At 30.6% G+C, this 24,605-nt stretch carries 26 protein-coding genes; 13 read left to right on the top strand and 13 right to left on the bottom strand.

Features of this window, described 5'->3' with window-relative positions:
• Positions 1–248: 248 nt before the first annotated feature.
• The 3 genes from JL193_RS00470 to JL193_RS00460 form a co-directional block, all read right to left on the bottom strand.
• Complete coding sequence (locus tag JL193_RS00470; RefSeq protein ID WP_207971977.1) at positions 249–815, bottom strand: hypothetical protein; 567 nt, start codon at positions 813–815, stop codon at positions 249–251.
• 45 nt (positions 816–860) lie between these two features.
• Positions 861–2,420 (bottom strand): helicase HerA-like domain-containing protein, encoded by a 1,560-nt coding sequence (locus JL193_RS00465; RefSeq protein ID WP_207971976.1) that lies wholly within the window; start codon positions 2,418–2,420, stop codon positions 861–863.
• Positions 2,421–2,549: 129 nt separating this feature from the next.
• Positions 2,550–2,912 carry a TraR/DksA family transcriptional regulator gene (locus JL193_RS00460; protein WP_207971975.1) on the bottom strand — a complete coding sequence of 121 codons (363 nt, stop codon included), beginning with the start codon at positions 2,910–2,912 and terminating at the stop codon, positions 2,550–2,552.
• A gap of 141 nt (positions 2,913–3,053) precedes the next feature.
• Between JL193_RS00460 and JL193_RS00455 the strand changes: the two genes are divergently transcribed.
• Positions 3,054–3,233 carry a hypothetical protein gene (locus JL193_RS00455; RefSeq protein ID WP_207971974.1) on the top strand — a complete coding sequence of 60 codons (180 nt, stop codon included), beginning with the start codon at positions 3,054–3,056 and terminating at the stop codon, positions 3,231–3,233.
• A 98-nt stretch (positions 3,234–3,331) separates the two neighbouring features.
• Here JL193_RS00455 and JL193_RS00450 read toward each other — a convergent pair whose 3' ends face one another.
• From JL193_RS00450 to JL193_RS00425, 6 genes are all read right to left on the bottom strand, one after another.
• Positions 3,332–4,087, bottom strand: coding sequence for a LytR/AlgR family response regulator transcription factor (locus tag JL193_RS00450; protein WP_207971973.1), 756 nt, complete (start codon positions 4,085–4,087; stop codon positions 3,332–3,334).
• A gap of 132 nt (positions 4,088–4,219) precedes the next feature.
• Positions 4,220–4,564: a 2TM domain-containing protein gene (locus tag JL193_RS00445; protein WP_207971972.1), complete on the bottom strand. Its 345-nt coding sequence runs from the start codon at positions 4,562–4,564 to the stop codon at positions 4,220–4,222.
• Positions 4,548–4,844 carry a 2TM domain-containing protein gene (locus JL193_RS00440; RefSeq protein ID WP_207971971.1) on the bottom strand — a complete coding sequence of 99 codons (297 nt, stop codon included), beginning with the start codon at positions 4,842–4,844 and terminating at the stop codon, positions 4,548–4,550. Before JL193_RS00440 ends, JL193_RS00445 begins: the two co-directional genes overlap by 17 nt.
• A 1-nt stretch (position 4,845) precedes the next feature.
• Positions 4,846–5,136: a 2TM domain-containing protein gene (locus tag JL193_RS00435; RefSeq protein ID WP_207971970.1), complete on the bottom strand. Its 291-nt coding sequence runs from the start codon at positions 5,134–5,136 to the stop codon at positions 4,846–4,848.
• A gap of 1 nt (position 5,137) precedes the next feature.
• Positions 5,138–6,496, bottom strand: a complete 1,359-nt coding sequence (locus JL193_RS00430; protein WP_207971969.1) for a 2TM domain-containing protein — start codon at positions 6,494–6,496, stop codon at positions 5,138–5,140.
• Between the two features lie 43 nt (positions 6,497–6,539).
• Positions 6,540–6,959, bottom strand: coding sequence for a DUF2141 domain-containing protein (locus JL193_RS00425; protein WP_243456799.1), 420 nt, complete (start codon positions 6,957–6,959; stop codon positions 6,540–6,542).
• 652 nt (positions 6,960–7,611) lie between these two features.
• Between JL193_RS00425 and JL193_RS00420 the strand changes: the two genes are divergently transcribed.
• The 11 genes from JL193_RS00420 (at position 7,612) to JL193_RS00370 (ending at position 20,109) form a co-directional block, all read left to right on the top strand.
• A complete protein-coding gene (locus JL193_RS00420) occupies positions 7,612–8,235 on the top strand; it encodes a GNAT family N-acetyltransferase (RefSeq protein WP_207971968.1) in 624 nt (207 codons plus the stop codon).
• Entirely contained in the window at positions 8,225–9,418 is a 1,194-nt protein-coding gene (locus tag JL193_RS00415) for an argininosuccinate synthase (protein ID WP_207971967.1), read from the top strand. The genes JL193_RS00420 and JL193_RS00415 overlap by 11 nt, the downstream gene beginning before the upstream one ends.
• Positions 9,419–9,505: 87 nt before the next feature.
• Entirely contained in the window at positions 9,506–10,489 is a 984-nt protein-coding gene (gene argC / locus JL193_RS00410) for an N-acetyl-gamma-glutamyl-phosphate reductase (protein WP_207971966.1), read from the top strand.
• Between the two features lie 84 nt (positions 10,490–10,573).
• Complete coding sequence (proC, locus tag JL193_RS00405; RefSeq protein WP_207971965.1) at positions 10,574–11,374, top strand: pyrroline-5-carboxylate reductase; 801 nt, start codon at positions 10,574–10,576, stop codon at positions 11,372–11,374.
• Between the two features lie 35 nt (positions 11,375–11,409).
• Complete coding sequence (locus JL193_RS00400) at positions 11,410–12,540, top strand: aspartate aminotransferase family protein (protein ID WP_207971964.1); 1,131 nt, start codon at positions 11,410–11,412, stop codon at positions 12,538–12,540.
• Positions 12,541–12,618: 78 nt separating this feature from the next.
• Complete coding sequence (locus tag JL193_RS00395; RefSeq protein WP_207971963.1) at positions 12,619–13,560, top strand: Rossmann-fold NAD(P)-binding domain-containing protein; 942 nt, start codon at positions 12,619–12,621, stop codon at positions 13,558–13,560.
• Between the two features lie 113 nt (positions 13,561–13,673).
• Positions 13,674–14,450 (top strand): acetylglutamate kinase, encoded by a 777-nt coding sequence (argB, locus tag JL193_RS00390; protein ID WP_207971962.1) that lies wholly within the window; start codon positions 13,674–13,676, stop codon positions 14,448–14,450.
• 2 nt (positions 14,451–14,452) lie between these two features.
• Positions 14,453–15,520 carry a M20 family metallo-hydrolase gene (locus JL193_RS00385; protein WP_207971961.1) on the top strand — a complete coding sequence of 356 codons (1,068 nt, stop codon included), beginning with the start codon at positions 14,453–14,455 and terminating at the stop codon, positions 15,518–15,520.
• Between the two features lie 1,897 nt (positions 15,521–17,417).
• Positions 17,418–18,692, top strand: a complete 1,275-nt coding sequence (argH, locus tag JL193_RS00380; RefSeq protein WP_207971960.1) for an argininosuccinate lyase — start codon at positions 17,418–17,420, stop codon at positions 18,690–18,692.
• Between the two features lie 209 nt (positions 18,693–18,901).
• A complete protein-coding gene (locus JL193_RS00375) occupies positions 18,902–19,213 on the top strand; it encodes a transposase (RefSeq protein ID WP_207970461.1) in 312 nt (103 codons plus the stop codon).
• Between the two features lie 8 nt (positions 19,214–19,221).
• A complete protein-coding gene (locus JL193_RS00370; RefSeq protein ID WP_207973345.1) occupies positions 19,222–20,109 on the top strand; it encodes an IS3 family transposase in 888 nt (295 codons plus the stop codon).
• A 160-nt stretch (positions 20,110–20,269) separates the two neighbouring features.
• On the opposite strand, the gene JL193_RS00365 is transcribed toward JL193_RS00370, so the two are convergent.
• The 4 genes from JL193_RS00365 to JL193_RS00350 all read right to left on the bottom strand — a co-directional run bounded on the left by JL193_RS00365 (position 20,270) and on the right by JL193_RS00350 (position 23,992).
• Entirely contained in the window at positions 20,270–20,722 is a 453-nt protein-coding gene (locus JL193_RS00365; RefSeq protein ID WP_207971959.1) for a sterol desaturase family protein, read from the bottom strand.
• 1 nt (position 20,723) lies between these two features.
• A complete protein-coding gene (locus JL193_RS00360) occupies positions 20,724–21,566 on the bottom strand; it encodes a phytoene/squalene synthase family protein (RefSeq protein ID WP_207971958.1) in 843 nt (280 codons plus the stop codon).
• A gap of 2 nt (positions 21,567–21,568) precedes the next feature.
• Positions 21,569–23,035, bottom strand: a complete 1,467-nt coding sequence (gene crtID / locus JL193_RS00355) for a bifunctional phytoene desaturase/3,4-desaturase (protein ID WP_207971957.1) — start codon at positions 23,033–23,035, stop codon at positions 21,569–21,571.
• 63 nt (positions 23,036–23,098) lie between these two features.
• Entirely contained in the window at positions 23,099–23,992 is an 894-nt protein-coding gene (locus JL193_RS00350; protein ID WP_207971956.1) for a MerR family transcriptional regulator, read from the bottom strand.
• Positions 23,993–24,110: 118 nt separating this feature from the next.
• Here JL193_RS00350 and JL193_RS00345 point away from each other — a divergent pair, with 118 nt between their 5' ends.
• Positions 24,111–24,605: an RNA polymerase sigma factor gene (locus JL193_RS00345; protein ID WP_207971955.1), complete on the top strand. Its 495-nt coding sequence runs from the start codon at positions 24,111–24,113 to the stop codon at positions 24,603–24,605.

Here is a 24,605-nt window from a genome sequence, read left to right as displayed (position 1 = left end):
TATATTTATGATTTAAAATTATTGCAATAAATGGTATTTGTATAAAAAACAGTAAAATCGTCTTTTTTTTTTCATACTGGGTAACATTTTGCAAAAGCGATTGCAGTGGCATCCTTTTTTATGTTAAAACGGGTGTTGTTTGTGCATAAAAACAATTCTCCTTTACACAGAAGAACTCTTAAAATTAGCAGCAACGTATAAAAAAGATATAACGTAAAGCGCGGTTACGCTTTTTTGCGTAATTTGCCCTAATTAAACCAAACAATTAAAGATTTTATTTTTGCTAAATCTGGTATTTGTTCTAAGCTTACTTTTTGTGTGCTAAAGTTTTTTAAACCTAATTCTTCTTTATCTATCGCAATTGTAATGTTGTAATCGTCTATAAATAAAGTGGCAGAAGAAATGGTAGATTCTATTCTGTTGATGTTATTATTGCTGTTAATTTCTGCAAAACTTGAGTTTAAATTAATGCCAGATTCTGTTTTGAATCGAGAATCGTGAATTTCGACACTTTTTATGGTAGAAACAGAGTCTAGTTGTTCTTTTGGTACGACTGTTAAAATGTGATTTCCTCCTTTTTCGAAAATTAAATACTCGTCATCATCCTGAAAATAATCGTCGCCCAAAGCTCCTTCGCTTAAATTTTTAACAATAGAATCGTTTTTAAAAAGATTGTCTAAATCTTTAATGGTTGTTTTTGAGGTAATATAGCCTACTTTGCCTTTTTCGATTTTAAATTTATCGCCTCCACTACAGCTAATAATACATATGGAAACTAAAATAAGTACGATGGTTGAGAGTTTGTTTTTAGTCATGCTGAATATTTTTTACGTTTATATAACGTTATTTTTTTGGTTTTGTTATTTTAATACTTTTTTTAATATGCCAAATGCGGCTCTAATAAAAGTAGCGCTTGTTAGTACTTTTACTATTGGGTTTTGTCTTGTACTTCTTCGAGAATAAGTTCTTTTGCTCGCTTTTTCTTCTTTTTTTCTTTCTGCTTCTCTTTTTTCTCTTTCTTTTTCTTCTGCGGCCTTTTTAATGGCTTTTTCTTCTGCTAAATTAATGTTTTCTATCTTCGTGTTTAGCATTTCGTAAGCACTTTCTCTGTCTAAATCTTGGTTGTATTTATAAATGAGTCGAGAATTATCGATTACTTGCTTTAATTCTTTGTCTGTTAAAATATCCATTCTGCTCATTGGTGCACGCAACATGGTTCTTGCCAAAGGTGTCGGAATTCCTTTTTCATTTAAAACGGAAACGAATGCTTCTCCAATACCTAATTTAGTTAATACTTCTTTGGTATCGTAATAAGTAGAACTTGGGTAATTTTCTGCAGCTAATTTAATTGCTTTTCTGTCTTTTGCTGTAAAAGCTCTTAGTGCATGTTGTATTTTTAACCCTAATTGTGCCAAAATATCTTCTGGAACATCTTTTGGGTTTTGGGTTACGAAATACAATCCAATGCCTTTAGAACGGATTAGTTTTACGATACTTTCTATTTGATTTAGCAAAGCTTTAGAGGCTTCTTCGAAAACCAAATGTGCTTCGTCTATAAAAATAATTAACTCGGGTCTGCCAGAATCTCCTTGTTCTGGAAAAGTTTCGTAAACCTCTGCCAACAATTGCAACATAAAGGTCGAAAACAATTTGGGTTTGTCTTGTATATCTGTTAAACGCAATACAGAAATTATTCCTCTTCCGTTTTCATCTACTCTTGTTAAATCTTCTACTTCGAAAGATTTTTCTCCAAAGAATAAATCGCCTCCTTGTTGTTCGATTTCTATAATTTTACGTAAAATTGCGCCTGTAGATGAGGAGGAAATTCGCCCATATTCTGCTTGAATTTCTTCTTTACCTTCGTTGGTAACATAATGCAAAACTTTTTTAAAGTCTTTGATGTCTAATAACGGCAGTTTATGATCGTCGCAATATTTAAAAATAATGGCAACAATACCACTTTGAGTTTCTGTTAAGTCTAAAATTCTTGATAATAAAACTGGCCCAAATTCAGATACTGTTGCTCGCATTTTTGTTCCTTCTTGTTCCGAAATTGTTAAAATTTCTATAGGAAACTTTTTAGCTTTAAAAGGAAAACCAATTTTTGCATGGCGTTCGTCTATTTTTGGGTGTCCAGGACTTGGTTGTGCCAAACCAGACAAATCTCCTTTAATGTCCATTAACAATACAGGAATGCCTTTTTCAGATAAATTTTCGGCTAAAACTTGTAATGTTTTTGTTTTTCCTGTACCTGTTGCACCAGCAATTAAGCCATGCCTGTTTAAGGTTTTTAAAGGAATTTTAACCAACGCATCTGTAATGGTTTCTTCGCCCAACATTGCTGCGCCTAGAGTAATAAAATCGCCTTTGGTTTGGTAACCTTTGTTTATGTATTCGAAGAATTCTTCTTTTTTACTCATTTAAATATTTTTAGAAATATTTTACAAAATATCTGAAATAAAAATCAGATTACAAAGCATAAAAATAAGTAAAGTTTAATTGTTAGGAAATTATTTTATTGGTTTGTTTAAATTTATTCGAAGATAAATTTAATCTTCTTTTGGTAAAATATCAAAACGTGCAGTAGGTTTTGCTAACAACCTTTCTTCTCTAATTAATTGTCCTGTTTTCTCACAAACTCCATAAACTTTATTTTCAATTCGTTGTAAAGCAGATTTTAGTTCTCTCGATTTTTCTTTTAAACGATTTTTAAGTTGTTTGTTTTTTGCTTGTTGTTGCGAGTGTTTACTGGTTTGATTAAAATCTACATTGGCATTTGCCAAACGTTGTTTTTGTTCTTTTAAATTTGCTTCAAACTTAGAGAGTTCTTCTTCTGTTGCTTTTAATTCTTGTTTGATAATTTTTTTAAAATTTGTTATTTTTTTTGCACTATATTGTATTTTATCTGACATGTTTTATTTGAATTTTTATTGATTTAATAAATGAAAAGCCATGATTTTTAGGCTTTTAATCAAAAATAGAGGTAATCGTTTAAGTTAATGTTTTCAATTCAAATTATTCTTAACTCATATAGGTTTTCTAAACTTAAAAAGTTGGTTTATCTAATTTTTAAAATCTTTTACACCTACATTGCTTATAATAATTCCGTTTTTGTAGTAAGAATTAAAATTAATTTTAGGCGTGAGTTTGAATGCTCAATAGATGCTGGAGGTTCAATTATTTTACGTTGGAGAGTTGGAGAAATGGAAAATGTTGTAGTTATGTGTAAGTGAGTTGTGTTGCAAAAGACTTCTCGATACTTTTTTCTTCATCCTTCAGAAAAACACTCGAAGTAACAGACGCTTTTCCTTTTTAACTTTAAAACTAATAGTTAGTCTATCCAATTTTTAAAATCTTTTACACGTTCTCTACTTACAATAATTTCGTTTTTGTTGTAAGAATTTAAAATTAATTTTAGGCGTGAGTTTGAATAGGCAATAATGTCTTTTATAGCATTTATATGAACGATAAATGTTCGGTTAACTCTAAAGAATTGCTCTGGATCTAATTGTTCTTGCCAATGTTCTAAAGAGTGGTCTAACAAATAGCTTCTGTTTTCTGAAGTATAAATATAAGTTGCTTTGTTTTCGCTGTAAAAACAATCAACTTGATCGATACTAATAATTTTTATATGTTGCCCAACCTTAATGGAAATTCGTTTTTTAAATTTTCTATCAACCGGATTTATCAATAGTTTTCGAATGTCATCTAAATTTACTTGAACCTCGGTTTTTGTGGGTCTGTTTGATTTAAATTTATCTACGGCAATTTTTAATTCGTCTTCGTCTAATGGTTTTAGCAAATAATCGATGCTATTTAGTTTGAAGGCTTTTAGTGCATATTCGTCGTAAGCAGTGGTAAAAATGATGGCCGATTTTACTTCGATTTCTTCAAAAATTTCAAACGACAATCCGTCTGATAATTGAATGTCTAAAAAAATTAAATCTGGATGCTCGTTATTTTGCAGCCAATTTAAAGACTCTTCCACAGAATGCAACATTTGCTGTACTTTAATACCTAAAGCGACTAACATTCTGTTGAGTCTTCTTGCAGCTGGTTTTTCGTCTTCGATAATTAGTACATTCATTAGTTTGGTTTTGGTTAATGGTTTTATGGATGTTTATTTAAAATTAACTCTAGAACTTTATACTCTCTCTCTACTTAATACTCTCTACTTAATACTCTCTACTTAATACTCTCTACCCAATACTGTTAATAATTAAAATTGATGATCATTCATATATTTTTCAATCTTCTTTTTCTCCCAATCTTTTCCGAAAAATAAATTGGTACCAAAAACGCCCAGCCAATGAAAAAACAGTCCTATTCCCCAAAATAACCAAGTAGAATAGGTTCCAAAATGAGTAATTGCTCCTTTAAAACCGTATTCTCCATTACTATCGCTTGCCAATCCGTAAATAATAATAGCGCTGATAAATATATTTACAATAATGTAAACGGCTAAATGGACATAAAATCCTTTTATTTTTTCTACTCTTTTCTTTGCCAACAAGTATTTATGTTCTTCTGTAAAATTACTTTTAAGATTATCTATTCTTTCCATTTTCTTTCATTATTTGTTTAATTTTATTTTCTTCCCAGTCGTTTCCTAAACCTAACTTAGAAAATCCAAACACTTGCAACCAATGGATAGCTACCGAAAACAACATTCCGAATGCTGCCAGCCAAAAAAAATAGAAATGTGGTACAAATAATAAGTTCGCCGTAATAATTATGGGTAATGCAAATACCATTACAACCAAATGCATATAGAAACCTTTTATTTCTTTTACCTTTTTTTTGGCTTTGATGTATTCTTGTTCTTCTATATAATTATGTTCCATTTTAGTCATTTTTTTCATTCATAAATTCTTTAATTTTTCGCTCTTCCCAGTTTTTTTCTAAACCTAAAAATCTAATTCCAAAAACATTAAACCAGTGGCAAAAAAGCCCTAAACCCCAGCCTATTAAAGAGAACCAAAACCAATGAAAATGCGGTTCGAATGTTAAATTTACAAAAATAATTGTTGGAATAATCACACAATAAACGGCAAGGTGTGTGTAAAAAGCCTTGATGTCTTTTACTCTTTTTTTTGCTTTTATATATTGTTGTTCTTCCCAAAAATTTGGCTTCATTTTAATTGTATTTACTGTTGTTATTTTTTTTCATCATTTCTTTAATCTTTTTTTCTTCCCAGTTTTTCCCTAAGAAAACAGTGTAATTATTTACATCTAAAAAATGAAATATCAACCCTATTCCCCATCCAAAAATCGGAAACCAAAACCAATGAAAGCCTGCAGAAAACTTTAAATTAATGAAAATTAAAAAAGGAATTACCAAACAAAAAGAGGCTAAATTTTGATAAAATTCTTTCAACTTTTCGACTCTTTCTACTGCTCTAACATATTTACTGTTTTCTAAATTATCTGGATACATGGTATTGTTTATTTTAATTAAGAGAGGTAAACTTACCTTAAATGTTTTACTATTGTTTTCTATTTTTACACTTTTTTGTGTAATCAACCCATAACGATCTGCAATATTTTGCAATCCTACTTTGGTACTTTTTCCTATGGCTTCTTTCGCATTAATGTTGTTTTCTATAATTAAATAATTACCTTCTTGATAAATAGTAACGGTTAATGGTTTAGAGGTAGAAACCACATTGTGTTTTACTGCATTTTCTAATAAAAGTTGTAATGATAATGGCACTATTTTTAGCTCGTTATTGTTAATTTTATCTGGTATGTTAAATTTTACAGCATCTTCAAAACGCATTCCTAACAATTCCATATATGTTTTTGCAAACTTTAATTCTTCTTCAATAGACACTAAATCTTTATTTCTTTGCTCCAAAACATACCTGTAAACTTTAGAAAGTTTTGTAGTAAATTTTTCAGCTTGATGCGGGTTTTCGCTAATTAAACTCGTTAAAACATTTAAACTATTAAATAAAAAATGCGGATCTAATTGATTTTTTAAAGATTCGAACTTCGCAGTTTCTGTTTTTGCAACAATTTCTTGCTTGGTGGTTTCTTTTGTCATTGCAGCTTTCCAGTTCTGCATAAATCCTCTTGCATGTAAAAATGTAGAAATTCCTAAAGAAAGAATAATGTAAAATAAGTGCACCCACAAAAACTGACCTTTAAAAAAGTTCGCAGCATCGTTATTATTTATAATGATAAAAACCACATAATCAATTAATAAAACAACAGGAACCGTATATAAAAGGGTGGCAATTATGCCTGCCCAAACACGTTGGTTGGTTTGGGTAATCCAGCTCCATTTAGAGGATAAATAATTGTTAATAAACCCATTTCCAAAACCAATACCAAAAGAATACATTCCAGAGATTACAAAAGACCAAGCAATACCTTCTATAGATCTTTGCCCAAAAATTACACCAAACAAGATTCCAAAAATTATGGTTATTTTTAAACAAAGTATGGCTCCTTTTTTAATGCTTCTTATGGTGTAAACTTCTTGGTCTTGCATATTTTATATCGAATAAGTTCTTATGCTATTTTAGCGTAATTTACTAAAATTTAATTTCTAATTTTAAATCTTTGTCTTTCAACATAAATTTTGCATTTTTAAAACTTGGAGGTGCAAAAGCCATCACATTATTAGAAGCTCCATAATCTTCTAAAGGCATTCCATTGTCAGAAAAATCCATTTTTTTATTGTTATTTTTATCATGGTAGCAAACTACTGCATATACTCCTGGTACAACATTTTCGAAAACAACGGTGCTTTTTCCGTTTACAATTTTTTCTCTTTTTCCCTGAATTGGTTCTCCCATAAAATTGTCTTTAGTATATAATGCATAGCCTATTTTACCAGTATCTGAAGTTGCATTTACAACTGTTACAGTAATTGTTTTTGTGTTTTGAGCTACTAACAAATTCGTAGTTGATAACATTGTTGCGACTAAAATCGGAATTAAAAATTTCATCATATTTGTTTTTAAGAACTAAAATAAATTTAGCATTTATTATTTTTGATGATGCAAAGATGCAATGCAATGTCCCTTTTTTAAATGAAAAAGTACCCAACTGTATTTTTTTTATGCTGAATTGTAGTTTTTAATAAAAATGAAGTTGTTTTTGTAGATTTCTTTCATTAAACCAACCACTACATCTATAAAATGAATCACCAAAAAGTTACTTTTTGTAAAAATTCAATAATTATAAACTTCTTTTTTTATCAGATTGATAAAAATTAATAAAAAACCTTCTTTTATAACCATTAAAACAAAAAATAATATACTTTTACACCATGTTTACTTCAAAAAATAAAACAAATATTACGGTTCCCAGATTGCGCTTTCGCAATCAAATTCGCTAATTCTAAAATTTAGCAAAAAAAGGAAACCTATAATTTTTATTTTTTATCATGTATTACACTCACACAACAAACATCAACAGCAAACAAAACCCAATTATTACTTCTAATAAGAGGAGTATTGTGCGCCGCTTTTTTTCACCTCGCCCTTTGGGTGTGTAAAAAATTATGGAATTAGGTGAGTCCAATTCTGCATTTCAAAGCAACAAAACAAATACATTTAACCTACTGCTGAATTTATTTTCAGTATCAAAAATAACAATACAATGCAAATTGTAATTGCAAACAAATCTCATAGCATTTACGCAGAAATTATCTGCGAAACTATAGAACTTGCTGCTCAAGTTAGAGGAACAGGAATTGCCAAACGTAAGCCAGAATACATTATTACCAAAATGGAAAATGGCAATGCAGTTATTGCTTTAGAGGGCGACAAATTTGCAGGCTTCTGTTATATAGAAGCTTGGGAACATGGAAAATTCGTTGCCAATTCTGGTTTAATTGTACATCCAGATTTTAGAAATATTGGTTTGGCTAAAAAAATAAAAAAAGTAGTTTTTGAGCATTCGAGAGCAAAATTTCCGAACTCTAAAATATTTAGTATTACTACTGGTTTAGCCGTGATGAAACTAAATAGCGATTTGGGTTACAAACCCGTTACTTTTTCGGAACTTACAGACGATCAATCTTTTTGGAAAGGTTGCCAAACTTGTAAGAATTACGATATTTTAACAAGAACAGAACAAAAAATGTGTTTGTGTACAGGAATGTTGTACGACCCAAAATTAAAAAATACCGAAAAACCAAAAGAGGTTAAAGAAAATGTATTTAAAAGATTAAAAAAAATAAAACAAAACTTGTTTCTAAAAAAAGATAAAAATGTCAAATAATAAAGGAAAATTGGTAATTGCATACAGTGGTGGTTTAGACACTTCTTATTGCGCAGTAAGCTTGTCAAAAGAATACGATGTACATGCAGTAAGCGTAAATACAGGTGGTTTTACACAAGAAGAAATTAAAAATATAGAAAGTAATGCTTATAAAATGGGCGTTACAACCTATAAAAATATCGATGCTGTTGCAACATTTTATGGTAAAGTTGTAAAATATTTAATTTTTGGAAACGTATTAAAAAATAGTACATATCCGCTTTCTGTAAGTGCCGAAAGAATTATTCAAGCAATAGAAATTATAGAATACGCAAAAAAAATCGGAGCCACATATATTGCGCATGGAAGTACTGGCGCAGGAAACGACCAAGTTCGTTTTGATATGATTTTTCAAACATTGGCTCCAAATATTAAAATTATTACACCCATTAGAGATCAAAAATTAACCAGACAAGAAGAAATAGATTATTTAAAGTCAGAAGGAATTGATATGCCTTGGGAAAAATCGAAATATTCTGTAAACAAAGGTCTTTGGGGAACAAGCGTTGGTGGCGTTGAAACTTTAAAATCCGAAAAACCGTTACCAAACGAAGCATATCCTTCTCTATTAGAAAAAAAAGGAGAAGAAAAAGTAACACTCACTTTTAAAAATGGAGAATTCGTAGCCTTAAATGGTAAAGAAAATAAACCAGAAATAAATATTGAAAACCTAAACGAAATTGCCTCTACATATGCAATTGGTAGAGATATTCATGTGGGCGACACCATTGTTGGCACCAAAGGAAGAGTTGGTTTTGAAGCTGCTGCTGCGTTAATTACAATAAAAGCGCATCATTTGTTAGAGAAACACACACTTACAAAATGGCAATTACAGCACAAAGAATATTTGTCTAGTTTTTATGGAATGCATTTGCATGAAGGGCAATATTTAGATCCTGTAATGAGAGATATTGAAGCCTTTTTACAAAGTTCTCAAAAAATGGTTTCCGGAGATGTCGTAGTTACCTTAAAACCATATTATTTTACTTTAGATGGTATTGTTTCTAACCACGATTTAATGTCCAGTAAATTTAGTACTTATGGTGAAGAAAATAAAGCATGGACAGCCGATGATGCAAAAGGATTTATCAAAATTTTAGGAAATCAAAACAAGATTTATCAACAAATAAATAAAAACGTGTAACTGTTTAATTGTTTAATCGTGTAAATGTGAGTTTTATTTCTGCCAATTACACGATTAAACAATTACACGATTAAAAAACTTTTTAAAATGAAAAAATTAGAAGTAGGAATTATCGGTGGCGCAGGTTATACAGCTGGTGAATTAATAAGGTTATTGTTGAATCACCCAGAAACGAATATCAATTTTGTGTATAGTACCTCTAATGCTGGGAACAAATTATATAAAGTGCATCAAGATTTAATTGGAAGCACCAAAATTGTTTTTTCTTCGGAAATTAATAAAAATGTAGATGTATTATTCTTGTGTTTAGGGCATGGAAATTCAAAAGCATTTTTAGAAAAAAATTCGTTTTCAGCCCATACAAAAATCATCGATTTAAGTAACGATTTTAGGTTAACTGAAAATAAAAATTTCGAAGGAAAAGAATTTGTATATGGTTTACCAGAATTGCAAAAAGAAGCCATAAAATCTGCAAAATATATTGCCAATCCTGGTTGTTTTGCTACTGCCTTGCAATTGGCAATTTTACCATTAGCAGCAAACAAATTGTTAGAAAAAGACATTCATATAAACGCTGTAACTGGTGCAACTGGTGCAGGAACTTCATTATCTGCAACCACGCATTTTACATTTAGAGATAATAATTTTTCTCACTATAAAGCATTTACACATCAGCATTTGGGTGAAATAAATCAAACGATACATCAATTACAAAACGATTATAATAACGATGTTATTTTTATTCCAAATAGAGGAAATTTTTCTAGAGGAATATTTGCAACTGTCTATACAAAATATGATGGCAGTGTAGAGGATGCAAAAAAAATCTATAAAACATTTTACAAAGATGCCGCTTTTACATTTGTTTCTGATGATGAAATTCACATGAAACAAGTCGTAAACACCAACAAATGTTTAATTCATTTAACAAAACATAACCATAAATTATTAATTACAAGTACAATAGATAATTTATTAAAAGGAGCTTCTGGTCAGGCAATTCAGAATCTAAATATACTATTTGGTTTTGAAGAAACAACAGGAATTAATTTAAAAGCAAATTATTTTTAAACTCCTGCAAGGTTTTAAAAACCTTGTAGATATCATCTAAACACCTACAAGGTCTTGAAGGTCTTGCAGGATAAATAAAGAAAAATGAAAATAGCAATTATAGGAACAGGAAATTTAGGAAAATCTATAGCAAAAGGGTTAATTACCAACAACGCAATTACCTCTTTGTACTTAACCAAAAGAAATTTAGACGAAATTGCAGAATTCGAAGGCTACAAAAATGTATTCTTAACGACAGATAACCTAGAAGCCGTAAAAAATTCTGATATTTTAATATTTGCAGTACAACCCGCTCATTTCGAACAAATTTTGGATGATATAAAACCGATTTTAACCGAAAAACATGTGTTAATTTCTACAATTACAGGTTTTTTAATTCCTAAAATTGAAGAAAAAGTGGGCGCAGATAAATTTATTATTAGAGCCATGCCAAACACAGCAATAGCCGTTGGAAAATCGATGACTTGCTTATGTAGCAACAAACAAGGAGCCAAAAGAATTCAATTGGCAGAAGCCATTTTTAACAGATTAGGGCATTCTTTGGCAATTCCAGAATCTCAAATGCAAGCAGCCACTGTGGTTTGTGCAAGCGGAATCGCTTTTTGGATGCGTTTAATTCGCGCCACAACTCAAGCTGCAATACAGTTAGGTTTCGACGCAAAAGAAGCACAAGAATTGGCAATGTTTACCAGTGAAGGCGCTGCAAATTTGCTAATAACAAATGGAAATCATCCTGAAGAAGAAATCGACAGAGTTACAACACCCATGGGTTGCACTATTGAAGGTTTAAACGAAATGGAGCACAAAGGTTTAAGTTCTTCGTTAATTCAAGGAATGGTGGCTTCGTTTAATAAAATTAGCAATATTAAAAAGGAACAGATTTAACAAGGGGTTTAAATCCCTTGTAAAAAAAATATATTATGAGTTTATTTAATGTATATCCATTATTCGACATCACGCCTGTAAAGGCAAAAAACGTGTATGTTTATGATGAAAATAATACGGAATATTTAGATTTATACGGTGGTCATGCAGTAATTTCTATTGGACATTCGCATCCTAAATATGTGAAAAATATTAGTAATCAAGTTGCAAAAATGGGTTTTTATAGCAATTCTATTCAAAATCCGTTACAAGTAGAATTGGCAAATAAATTAGAAGAAATCTCTGGTTGTAAAAGTTATGAACTATTTATGTGTAATTCTGGTGCAGAAGCCAATGAAAACGCATTAAAATTAGCTTCTTTTCATACCGATAAAAAGAAAGTTGTTGCTTTTAAAAACAGTTTTCACGGAAGAACTTCTGCTGCGGTTGCTGCGACAGATAACCCTAAAATTATTGCACCAATAAACGCACAACAAGAAGTCGAAATTTTAGCATTAGGCAATTTAGCTGGTTTGGAAAAAGCATTGGCAAAAAACAATGTTTGTGCCGTTATTGTGGAGTTTATACAAGGAGTTGGAGGTTTGGACGAAAGCACTGCTGAATTTTATGAAACTGCTGATAAATTATGTAAAAAATACAATACGTGTTTTATTGCAGATGAAGTACAGTCTGGTTTTGGTAGAACTGGTGATTTTTTTGCTTTTCAAAAATTTAATGTAACTCCAGATATTATTTCGATTGCCAAAGGAATGGGAAATGGTTTTCCTGTGGGCGGAATTTTAATTCATCCTTCTATTAAAGCATCTTTTGGTTTGCTAGGAACTACTTTTGGTGGAAATCACTTAGCTTGTGCTGCCACTTTAACGGTTTTAGATGTCATTAAAGAAGAAAAATTAATGGAAAATGTAAAAGAAATTTCAACCTATTTTATTGAAAAATCGAAGGAAATTCCTCAATTGAAAAATTTAAAAGGAAGAGGATTAATGTTAGGTTTAGAGTTTGATTTCCCAATTGCAGAATTACGTAAAAACCTAATTTACAATCATAAAATATTTACTGGAAGTGCTAAGAACCCTAATTTAATTCGAATTTTACCTTCTTTAACAGTCAATAAAAAACATATTGATGTTTTTTTTACTGCCTTAAAAAGTGAGTTGAATCAATAGCGAACTAAAACCTCTCGACTGCGCTCGAGGAGACAGCTTTATGTCTGGTCGAGCGCAGTCGAGACCTATTTTTGAAATATGAAAAATTACACACATATAAACGATATCGACAATATTAATTCTTGGATTGAAGAGGCCAAAGCAATAAAGAAAAATCCACTAAAAGATATTAAATTAGGAGAAAACAAAACATTAGGTTTATTATTCTTTAATTCGAGTTTAAGAACGCGTTTAAGCACACAAAAAGCGGCATTGAATTTAGGAATGAATCCGATTGTAATGAATGTCTCTGGAGATGCTTGGGGAATTGAGTTTGGCGATGGAACTCTTATGAATGGTTCTACTGCAGAGCATATTAAAGAAGCAGCAGCTGTGGTTTCTCAATATTGCGATGTAATTGCCATAAGAGCTTTTGCTACTTTAACAGATAAAGAAAAAGACGAAAACGAAGTCGTTTTAAAATCTTTCTTAAAATTTGCATCTGTGCCCATTGTAAATATGGAGAGTGCTACTGGTCACCCACTTCAGGGTTTTACAGATGCAATTACCATTTCAGAAAATGCAACAAAGAAAAAACCAAAAGTCGTTTTAACTTGGGCACCACATATTAAAGCATTGCCCCATGCTGTTGGAAATAGCTTTGTGCAAACAATGCAAAAAATGAATGTTGAATTTGTAATTACAAATCCAAAAGGTTATAATTTAAATCCAGAAATCACAAAAAACACGCCTATTTATCATAACCAAGAAGATGCTTTAAAAAATGCAGATTTCGTGTATGCAAAAAACTGGAGTTCTTACGAAGATTATGGAAAAGTCTTAAAAACTGATTTAGATTGGACGATTACCAATAAAAAAATTGGAGACGCAAAATTTATGCATTGTTTGCCTGTTAGAAGAAATGTTGTGGTTGCTGATGAAGTTTTAGATGGAGAAAATTCTTTGGTCATAGAACAATCAAATAACAGAACTTTTGCAGCGCAATTGGTTTTGAAAAAAATTTTAAAGCAAGGGGTTTAAACCCCTTGTTAAACCCCTTGTTACAAAAGGTAAATATAATTACTCAAAGACCTCACAGGTTTTTAAAACCTGTGAGGTCTGGACAAAAAGAAACTGAAACAAGTTCAGCTTAAATGGAAAAACTATCAATCATAAAAATAGGTGGAAACATTATAGAAGACGAAACTTCTTTAAATGCGTTTCTAAAACTATTTTCTAATCTAAAAGGAAAGAAAATATTAGTTCACGGAGGTGGAAAACGTGCTACAAGTATTGCATCAAAATTAGGCATAGCATCTAAAATGGTAAATGGTAGAAGAATTACCGATAAAGATACTTTAGAAGTAATTACCATGGTTTATGGTGGTTTAGTCAACAAAAATGTGGTTGCAAAACTACAAGCTTTCAACACAAATGCCATTGGTTTAACAGGTGCAGACATCAACAGTATTCAATCAGAAAAAAGACCTGTTAAAGAAATTGATTTTGGTTTTGTAGGAGATGTAAAAAAAGTAAATCATGCCAATATTAATAAATTAATTCAGGCAGATTTTACCCCCGTTTTTTGTGCCATTACTCACGATAAAAACGGACAATTATTAAACACAAATGCAGATACAATCGCAAGCAGCATTGCAGTAGGAATGAGTAATTTGTACGAAACATCTATTTATTATTGTTTTGAATTGAATGGTGTTTTACAAGATTTTAACGATAAAGAATCTGTAATTAAAAACATTAATTCTAAACAATACCAACAACTTTTAGAAGAAAAAATTATTGTAGATGGAATGATTCCTAAAATAGACAATTGCTTTGATGCTTTAAAAAACGGTGTAAAAAAAGTACATATAGGAAACACTGCTATGTTTACAAAAGAAAATAATAACTTTACCACAATTACTTTATAAAAATGAAAATTCAACAATTAACAGAAAAAGCAATTTCACTTTTAAAAAATTTAATTGAAACCCCATCTTTTTCATCCGAAGAAGATAAAACCGCTCTTTTGATTGAAAATTGGTTTAAAACCAATAATATTCCTTTTAAAAGAACAAAAAACAATGTTTGGGCAACCAATAAATATTTCGATAAAAGCAAACCGACTTTACTTTTAAACTCACATCACGATACTGTAAAACCAAATTCTGCTTACACGAACAACCCTTTTAAAGCTTTTGTTAAAGACGATAAATTATACGGTTTAGGTTCTAATGATGCTGGTGGATGTTTGGTTTCCTTAATAGCAACTTTTACGCATTTTTATCAGCAAAAAGATTTAAAATACAATTTGGTAATTGTGGCTTCTGCAGAAGAAGAAAGTAGTGGCTCAAATGGATTAAATAGCATGCTTTCTATAATTCCGCATATTGATGTGGCAATTGTTGGCGAACCAACCTTGATGAATTTAGCAATTGCAGAAAAAGGTTTGGTGGTTTTTGATGCTGTTGTAGAAGGTACTCCAAGTCATGCAGCGCATCCAAATAACAATAATGCTATTTATAATTCGATTGAAGTTTTACAATGGTTTAAAGATTTTAAGTTCGAAAAAACTTCGAAAGCTTTGGGTGACGTTAAAATGACGGTTACACAAATTAAAGCAGGTTCGCAACACAATGTGGTTCCTGCACATGTAGATTTGGTAATTGATGTTCGTGTAAATGACGCTTATTCTAACAAAGAAATTGCAGCGATTTTAGAAAAAAAATCTCCTTGCACAAAAATAACACCAAGAAGTTTACGCTTAAATTCATCGTCAATATCAACAGAACACGATTTAGTGAAAGCAGGAATTACGATGGGAAGAAAAACCTATGGTTCACCAACATTATCCGATCAATCTGTGTTAACTTGCCAGTCTTTAAAATTAGGGCCTGGAGATAGTACACGTTCTCATTCTGCTGATGAATTTATTTATATTTCAGAAATTGAAGAAGGAATTCAGATTTATATTGAATTGTTAAATCGGGTAATTGTTTAAAAAAACTCTTTTCCTGCAAGGTTTTTAAAACCTTGTAGGTATCAGTAAAATGTCATTTCGACCTTGTGGAGAAATCTTAAATATAAATTTGAATTTGATTCGTAAGATTTTTCGACTCCACTTCGTTACGCTCAAAATGACATTATAAATGATTAGTATTGCTCCTGCAAGGTTTTTAAAACCTTGTAGGTATTTATAAAAGGTTAAAAAAAAAACCTTGCAGGAAAAAATAATAACAAATTAATAACAACTAAAAATTAAAAAATAAACTTAAATGTCATTTCGACCTTGTGGAGAAATCTTGAATATAAATTCGGATTTGATTCGTAAGATTTTTCGGCTCCACTTCGTTACGCTCAAAATGACATTATAAATGATTAATAAAACTCCTACAAGGTTTTTAAAACCTTGTAGGTATTTATAAAAGGTTAAAAAAAGACCTTGCAGGAAAAAATAACAACGAATTAATAACAATTAAAAATTAAAAAATAAACTTAAAATGTCTTTTCGACCTTGTGGAGAAATCCTGAATATCAATTTGAATTTGATTCGTAAGATTTTTCGACTCCACTTCGTTACGCTCAAAATGACATTATAAATGATTAGTATTGCTCCTGCAAGGTTTTTAAAACCTTGTAGGTATTTATAAAAGGTTAAAAAAAAAAACCTTGCAGGAAAAAATAATAACAAATTAATAACAACTAAAAATTAAAAAATAAACTTAAATGTCATTTCGACCTTGTGGAGAAATCTTGAATATAAATTTGAATTTAATTCGTAAGATTTTTCGGCTCCACTTCGTTACGCTCAAAATGACATTATAAATGATTAGTATTGCTCCTGCAAGGTTTTTAAAACCTTGTAGGTATTTATAAAAGGTTAAAAAAAACCTTGCAGGAAAAAATAATAACAAATTAATAACAACTAAAAATTAAAAAATAAACTTAAATGTCATTTCGACCTTGTGGAGAAATCCTGAATATCAATTTGAATTTGATTCGTAAGATTTTTCGGCTCCACTTCGTTACGCTCAAAATGACATTCTAAATGATTAGTATTGCTCCTGCAAGGTTTTTAAAACCTTGTAGGTATTTATACAAGGTCAAAAAAAAACCTTGCAGGAAAAAATAACAACAAATTAATAACAACTAAAAATTAAAAAATAAACTTAAAATGTCTTTTCGACCTTGTGGAGAAATCTTACAATGCAAAGATTCCTCGATTTCGCTATGGCTTCACTCGGAATGACAAAAGAATGTCATTTCGACCTTGTGGAGAAATCTTGAATATAAATTCGGATTTGATTCGTAAGATTTTTCGGCTCCACTTCGTTACGCTCAAAATGACATTATAAATGATTAGTATTGCTCCTGCAAGGTTTTTAAAACCTTGTAGGTATTTATAAAAGGTCAAAAAAAAACCTTGCAGGAAAAAATAACAACGAATTAATAACAACTAAAAATTAAAAAATAAACTTAAAATGTCTTTTCGACCTTGTGGAGAAATCTTACAATGCAAAGATTCCTCGATTTCGCTATGGTTTCACTCGGAATGACAAAAGAATGTCATTTCGACCTTGTGGAGAAATCTTGAATATAAATTTGAATTTGATTCGTAAGATTTTTCGACTCCACTTCGTTACGCTCAAAATGACATTATAAATGATTAGTATTGCTCCTGCAAGGTTTTTAAAACCTTGTAGGTATTTATAAAAGGTTAAAAAAAAACCTTGCAGGAAAAAATAATAACAAATTAATAACAACTAAAAATTAAAAAATAAACTTAAATGTCATTTCGACCTTGTGGAGAAATCTTGAATATAAATTTGAATTTAATTCGTAAGATTTTTTGGCTCCACTTCGTTACGCTCGAAATGACATTCTAAAATAATAAAAATATGAAACTTTGGGATAAAGGATTTTCAATAGATAAAAAAATAGAACTTTTTACAGTGGGTAATGATAGAGAAATTGACATATATATTGCAAAATATGATGTACAAGCTTCGTTAGCGCACGCTACAATGTTAGCATCTATTGGAATTATTACTGCTGATGAATTAACCGACTTAAAGAAAGGATTGCAAGAATTAGCCACAGATATCGAAAACGAAACCTTTGTAATTGAAGAATCTTTTGAAGATGTACATTCTAAAATTGAGTGGGAATTGACCAACAAATTAGGTGAGGTTGGTAAAAAAATTCATACTGCACGTTCTAGAAACGATCAAGTTTTAGTGGCTTTACAGTTGTATTATAAAGAAAATTTAACCATTGTAAATGACAAAGTAAAAACATTGTTTGATACCTTATTAAATCTTGCAGAAACGCATAAAGACAGTCTTTTACCAGGTTATACACATTTACAAGTGGCTATGCCATCATCATTCGGATTGTGGTTTTCTGCCTATGCAGAATTGTTAATCGACGATGTGTATATGCTAAACGCAGTTGCTAAAGTGGTAGATCAAAATCCTTTAGGTTCTGCTGCTGGTTATGGTAGCTCCTTTCCTATTGACAGAGAATTAACCACCAAAGAATTGGATTTTGCAACCTTAAAATACAACGTAGTGGCTGCTCAATTAAGCAGAGGAAAAAGCGAACGTTCTATTGCTTCTGTTTTGGGCGGATTGTGTAATACCATGGCTCGTTTTGCAATGGATGTTTGTTTGTATATGAGTCAGAATTTTGGATTTATCACGTTTCCTGATGAATTGACTACTGGAAGTAGCATTATGCCTCACAAGAAAAATCCTGATGTGTTTGAATTGATTCGTGGAAAATGCAATAAAATTCAGGCTTTGCATACAGAAATGGTGCTAATTACCAACAATTTGCCAACAGGTTATCACAGAGATTTTCAATTATTGAAAGAAAACATTATTAATGCTTTTGAAGACGTAAAAGATATTTTAGACATTTTTAATTATGCCATACAGCAAGTTATTGTAAAAGATATCGATTTGAATGACGAGAAATATCAGTATTTATTTACGGTAGACTCTATAAATAATTTGGTGGTTGATGGCATGAGTTTTAGAGAAGCTTATCAACAAATTGGTGGCCAAGTACAGGCAGGAACTTACAAACCAGATTTAGGAAAACAACATTCTCATGTAGGCAGTATTCATAATTTAAGTTTAGATAAAATTAGAGAGAAATATATGAAGTAGTACTATTTATCATTTGAAATTATTATAATAAATCATCAATTTTTTTTTCCAGTAATTTCAAATAATAACGGGTATAAATTTTAGTATGAAATTGATTAATTTTTAATCGAAATGGTTTAAAATTCTTTTTTGAAAAGCAACTGGCCTCTACTTTAGCCCCTTATTAATTCGGAGTGATATTTTAAATTTCAAATAAATATATTTGAGATATGAAATACAAGAAATGGACATTAGCACAGAAGTTAGAAATACTATCAGTTTCAGAAGAAATCGGCATTGTTGAAGCCTGCCGAAAATACAGTGTAAGCACAGGTACTTTCTACAGTTGGCGGAAAAAGTTTGAGCACAAAGGTGAAGCTGGTTTAAAAGTTACCTATGACACTAAAAGCAAAGAACTTAAAGAAGCCGAACAAGAAAATCGTGTTTTAAGAAAATTACTAAGCGATAGAGAAATAGAACTTGAAGTGCAACGAGAACTTTTAAAAAAAAAGTTTGGAACGTCCGATCCAAGAAAGATCTAGTAGACGCTATATATAAAAAACATAAAATTAGCAAGAGTAAGATTATCAAAATGGTAGGTATTGTGTCAAGTAGCTATTATAGAAAGCCTAGTGGTGGTAAAAAAGGAAATAAGCCAACTAAAGAGACCTTTCACAAGACTAAAGGCCTGGTATTGCAGGATGACGTAGTTGCAGCTATTAAAGAGGTTTTAAAGGATGAATTTATAGATTGTGGCTATAGATTAATGACCAGTTATTTAAATAGAGACGGCTATACTATAAACCATAAAAAGCTATATAGAATTATGAAGGAAGAAGGTCTGTTGAAGCTTGACAATAGGATAGATAGAAGTGGTTCTGGACGTAAATTTGTAAAGTTTAGAAAGGTTTATACTTCTAGACCTTTGGAGTGTTTAGAGATGGATATAAAGATGGTTTGGATACCAAGTGTAGGTAAAAACGCTTATTTACTCTCGGTTATTGACGTTCACACACGTAGAATATTGAAAGACTATTTTTCCTTTAATATCAAACAAAATCACGTAATAGCGCTATTATCTGCATTGTTTGAAGATTGTGATTATCCCAATAATGTAGTTATTAGGAGTGATAATGGCAGTCAATTTATAGCAAAAAAAGTGCGTGAATATTTAGGATTAATCGGAGTACAACAAGAATTTACACACATTGCGACTCCAGAAGAGAATGCACATATTGAAGCATACCACGGAATATTAAAAAAAGAAGTATTCAAAAGGTTCGATTATCAATATTTTGGAGAAATAGAGCAAATACTAAAACGCTACGTGAAATTTTACAATAATAGAAGGATCCATGGTCTATTAGGACGAATAACTCCAATGGAAAAATGGAGTCAAGATAAACACCTTATTAGAAGAAATAAATTAACAGCTTAATTAATAATCGAAATTTAAAAGATTACTCTTGTTTTATAGGGGTCAAAACAGCCTCCAAGTAAGTGCGTTAGGGATTGAAGCATTTGTTTGAGCTCTTTTATTGCCCTTAAAGGCAATAAAAAGCGAGTGCGGAAAGCCCGTTAAAACGCCCAAAAAAATGTTACAACAGGTTTTGTTCTTTAAAGTATTTAAGTGGTACAAATAGCATTCCAAAGCATTGGCTACCTTCTTTTCCCATGTTTTTATGGTGCACTTTATGTGCTTTTCTTAATGCTTTTAAGTACCTATTATTTGTGTTTTTAAACCATTTAAAACGTTGGTGTATTAATACATCGTGTACTAAGAAATACGCGATTCCGTAACATAAAATACCTAAGCCAATAAAAAATAAATAGGTATGTTCTGTATAAGTTCCAAAGTAAAATAAGGCCATGCTTGGTAGGGCAAAAACTATAAAAAATGCATCGTTTTTTTCGAATGCATGTGGGTAACCTGGCTCGTGATGGTCTTCGTGCAAATACCACCCGAAACCATGCATTACGTACTTGTGTGTAAGCCAAGTTACACATTCCATTACTAAGAAAACGGCTAATGTTATTAAAGCGTAAATCATCTTAAATCATATTTAATTTATATTTTACATAACTTCTTGCGAGCAAATTTATTTTCATGGGGTCTGAAATTCGAATTCTGGTGTCCATAATTTTCTCTAAAGGTACGTTATTTAACTTTTTTAACAGTCTTCTGTAATATCTATAGGCCATATATACTCCGAATTTTGCTTCTACTGGTAATTTTAGAATTCCGTTTTTAAAAGCATAATCGAAATCGGCTTCAATTTCGCTTATAATTTGTTGTTTTGAGGCTTGGTCTAATTTTCCTAAATCGATATTTGGGAAATAAGAACGGTTTAATATTTCGAAATCGTCTTTTAAATCTCTTAAAAAATTTACTTTTTGAAATGCGGAACCTAAACGCATTGCTGCATCTTTTAATTCGTTAAATTGTGTTTCGTCTCCATTTACAAAAACTTTTAGGCACATTAAACCAACAACGTCTGCAGACCCGTAAATGTAGGCATCGTATTCTTCTTTTGTTTGGTATGCTGTTTTATGTAAATCGGCTTTCATACTCGATAAAAAAGCTTGCACCATATGATCTGGAATATGGTATCTTTTTACTGTTTGCTGAAAAGAGTTTAAGATAGGGTTTAAACTAATTCCTTGTTCTTTTGCCAAATAATAATCACGCTCGAAATGCGCCATTAATTCTTCTTTATTATAGTCGTGAAAAGTATCTACAATTTCGTCAGCGAAACGAACAAAACCATATATATTATAGATGTCTGTTCTAATTTTTGGAGACAACATATTTACTGCCAAAGAAAAAGAAGTACTGTATTTTTTTGTAACAAGCTTGCTACAGTCGTTCGAAACCGTATCAAATAATTCTTTCATAGTTAATGTTGTTTTTTTATAATTAATTCTGACGCTATTTTCCCAGAAATTAATGCTGGTGGTACTCCTGGTCCTGGAACTGTCAACTGACCCGTAAAATACAAATTATTTACTTTACTACTTTTAATTTTTGGTCTTAAAAAAGCTGTTTGCAATAACGTGTTTGCCATACCATATGCATTGCCTTTATAAGAGTTATATTCTTGTTCGAAATCTTTTACACAGAAAGACTTTTTAAATATAACGTATTTTTTTACTTCTTGGTTTGTTAATTTCTCGAATCGATCTAAAATTTTATGAAAATAGGCTTCTCTTAACTCTTCTGTATCTTCTATTCCTGGTGCAATTGGTATTAAGAAAAACCCGGCTTCTTTACCTTGTGGCGCAGAAGTCTTGTCTGTTATAGATGTAAAATTCGCATAAAAAAGTGGGTCTGTTGGCCATTTAGGATTGTCGTAAATTTCTTTTGCATGTGCATCGAAATCTGAATCGAAAAATAAAGTATGATGACTTACATTTTCTATTTTCTTATCAAAACCCACATAAAATAATAAAGAGGAGGGCGCAAAGGTTTTTTTGCTCCAATATGATGCCGAATATTGTCTTAAACTCTCGTCTAACAAGGTTTCTGTATGATGATAATCTGCCCCACTTAAAACCAAATTTGTTTTTATTTCTTGACCATTTACTAATAATCCTGAAACGGTTTTATTTTTGTTGGTAATTATTTTTTTAACATTGGCATTTACTTTAAAATTTACGCCCAAAGAAGTCGCTAACGAAACCATTGCTTCGATAACTTTATACATACCTCCTCTTGGATGCCAGGTTCCTAAACCAAAATCGGCATAATTCATAAAATTATAAAATGCTGGAGTATTGTTGGGTTTTGCACCTAAAAATAATACTGGAAATTCTAAAATTTGAATTAATTTAGGGCTCTTAATGTTTTTTCTAACTTGTTTTCTAATGGTCGAAAAAAACTGAGTTACTCTTGCAATTGTTGTGGTATTTACCAATTCTAAGGGCGAAACACCAGGTTTGTAAACCAAATCTAAAATAGCGGTTTCGTAATTTGCTTTTGCAGAGTCTAAAAAAGTTTGTAAGTGTTTTGCACTTCCTTTTTCTTCTTGTTCGAACATTTTATAAATATCGTCTAAATTTTCTGATATTTTTAAAGATGAATTTTCTCCAAAATAAACTTCGTAGCCCGGATTTAATTTATCTAACGTATAATAATCGGATGGTTTTTTACCAAAATCTGCAAAAAAACGTTCAAAAACATCTGGCATCCAATACCAAGATGGCCCCAAATCGAATGTAAAACCGTCTTTTTTATATTGTCTTGCTCTTCCTCCTAAAGTATTATTTTTCTCTAGAACCGTAACTTTATAACCTTCTTTTGCCATATAGCAAGAGGCTGCCAAAGCAGAAAAACCAGAACCAATAATGTGTATTTTTCTATCCATATGTATTTTTGTTTAACAAATATATAAAATTATTAAACATTTTTTAAATTTAGTAAATGAAATTTATAAGACTTTTAACACATCTTTTACAGAGTTGTAAAAAGACAAGTTAAAATTGTAATTATTTTTTTCGAGTTTTGAAGTTTTATGGCCAATGGCAATAAATTGATGCTTTTTGTCGTTTAAAACCTTTTCTATTTCTTTAAAATAAGTGTCTAATTTATCGTCTAAAGGTTGTACTGTTAAAGAGGTTACAAAACATATTTTTCTATCGTTATCGAAAAAGTGATGCAAATTGTCTAAAGGCAAACTTTGCCCTAAATAAATGGTATGATTTCCTCTTAAAACAAGCTCGTAATTTAAATATAACAAACCTAATTCGTGAATTTCGTTTTCTGGCAAAAACAATACATAAGTATTATTTGACTTAGGAATACTGTATTGTAATTTTTCTGTATTTATATGTATTTTTTGAGCAATTAAGTTAGAAATAAAATGTTCGTGAGCTGGTAAAACAGTGTCTGTTTGCCATAACAAACCAATATGGTTTAAAAAAGGGATAAAAACATCTTTAAAAATTTCTCGAAAGGTTTTTTTATGTAACAATTGGTCGTATGTATTGTTAAACAAAGCTTTATCGAATTGTAGCATCGATAATTTTAAAGAATTTATAGCTTCGTCTTCAATAGCAGAAGAAAATGCCAACTCTCTTGCCTGTAATTTTATTTCCTCGTCATTCATTTTAGCAATTTTAGACACTTTGTAGTTGTTTTTATTTAACAAAACAACATTTAAAAGTTTTTGTAAATTGCTATGAGAGTAATAACGAATGTTGGTATCTGTTCTTTGTGGCTCTAATAAATTATACCGCTTTTCCCATATACGTATTGTATGAGCCTTAATTCCTGAAATATTTTCAAGGTCTTTAATCGTAAAATCTTGCTTAATATTGTTCAATATAATTAAATTATGTTTGAACAAATGTAGAAAAATTTACTTCAAAAAAATATTTTTTTGCATAATTGTAACATTTTTTACTTTTGAGCTACTTATTAAATAACAATCAATCGAAAAAGTGCAAAAAAATTTAGAAAAGAATTTTTTAGCGGATTTTGAAAAAAATCAGAACATTGCGCATAAAATTTGTAGAATTTATACTACAAATCAAAGCGATCATAACGATTTGTTTCAAGAGATAACCATACAGGTTTGGAAAAATTACCCCAAATTTAGGGGAGATTCTAAATTTAGTACATGGATGTATAGAGTAGCATTAAATACAGCCATTTCGTTATATAGAAAATCTACACGAAATGTAAAAACACAAGATATAACTGATTTTGCTTACAAGATTAAAACTACAGATTACGATGATACTGAAGAAGTACAATTAAAGGCTCTTTACAAAGCGGTTCGTCAATTAAATGATATTGATAAGGCACTTATTTTCTTATATTTAGAAGACAAACCTTATAAAGAAATTTCGGAAACATTAGGTATTTCTAGTGTAAATGCAAGAGTGAAAATGAACAGAGCAAAGGAAAAATTAAAAAACATTCTAAACCCATAG

This window comes from Polaribacter batillariae (assembly GCF_017498485.1).
GTDB classification, from domain to species: Bacteria; Bacteroidota; Bacteroidia; order Flavobacteriales; family Flavobacteriaceae; genus Polaribacter; species Polaribacter batillariae.
The sequence above is the reverse complement of the archived record's forward strand: the minus strand, read 5'-3'. Positions and strand labels throughout refer to the sequence as shown.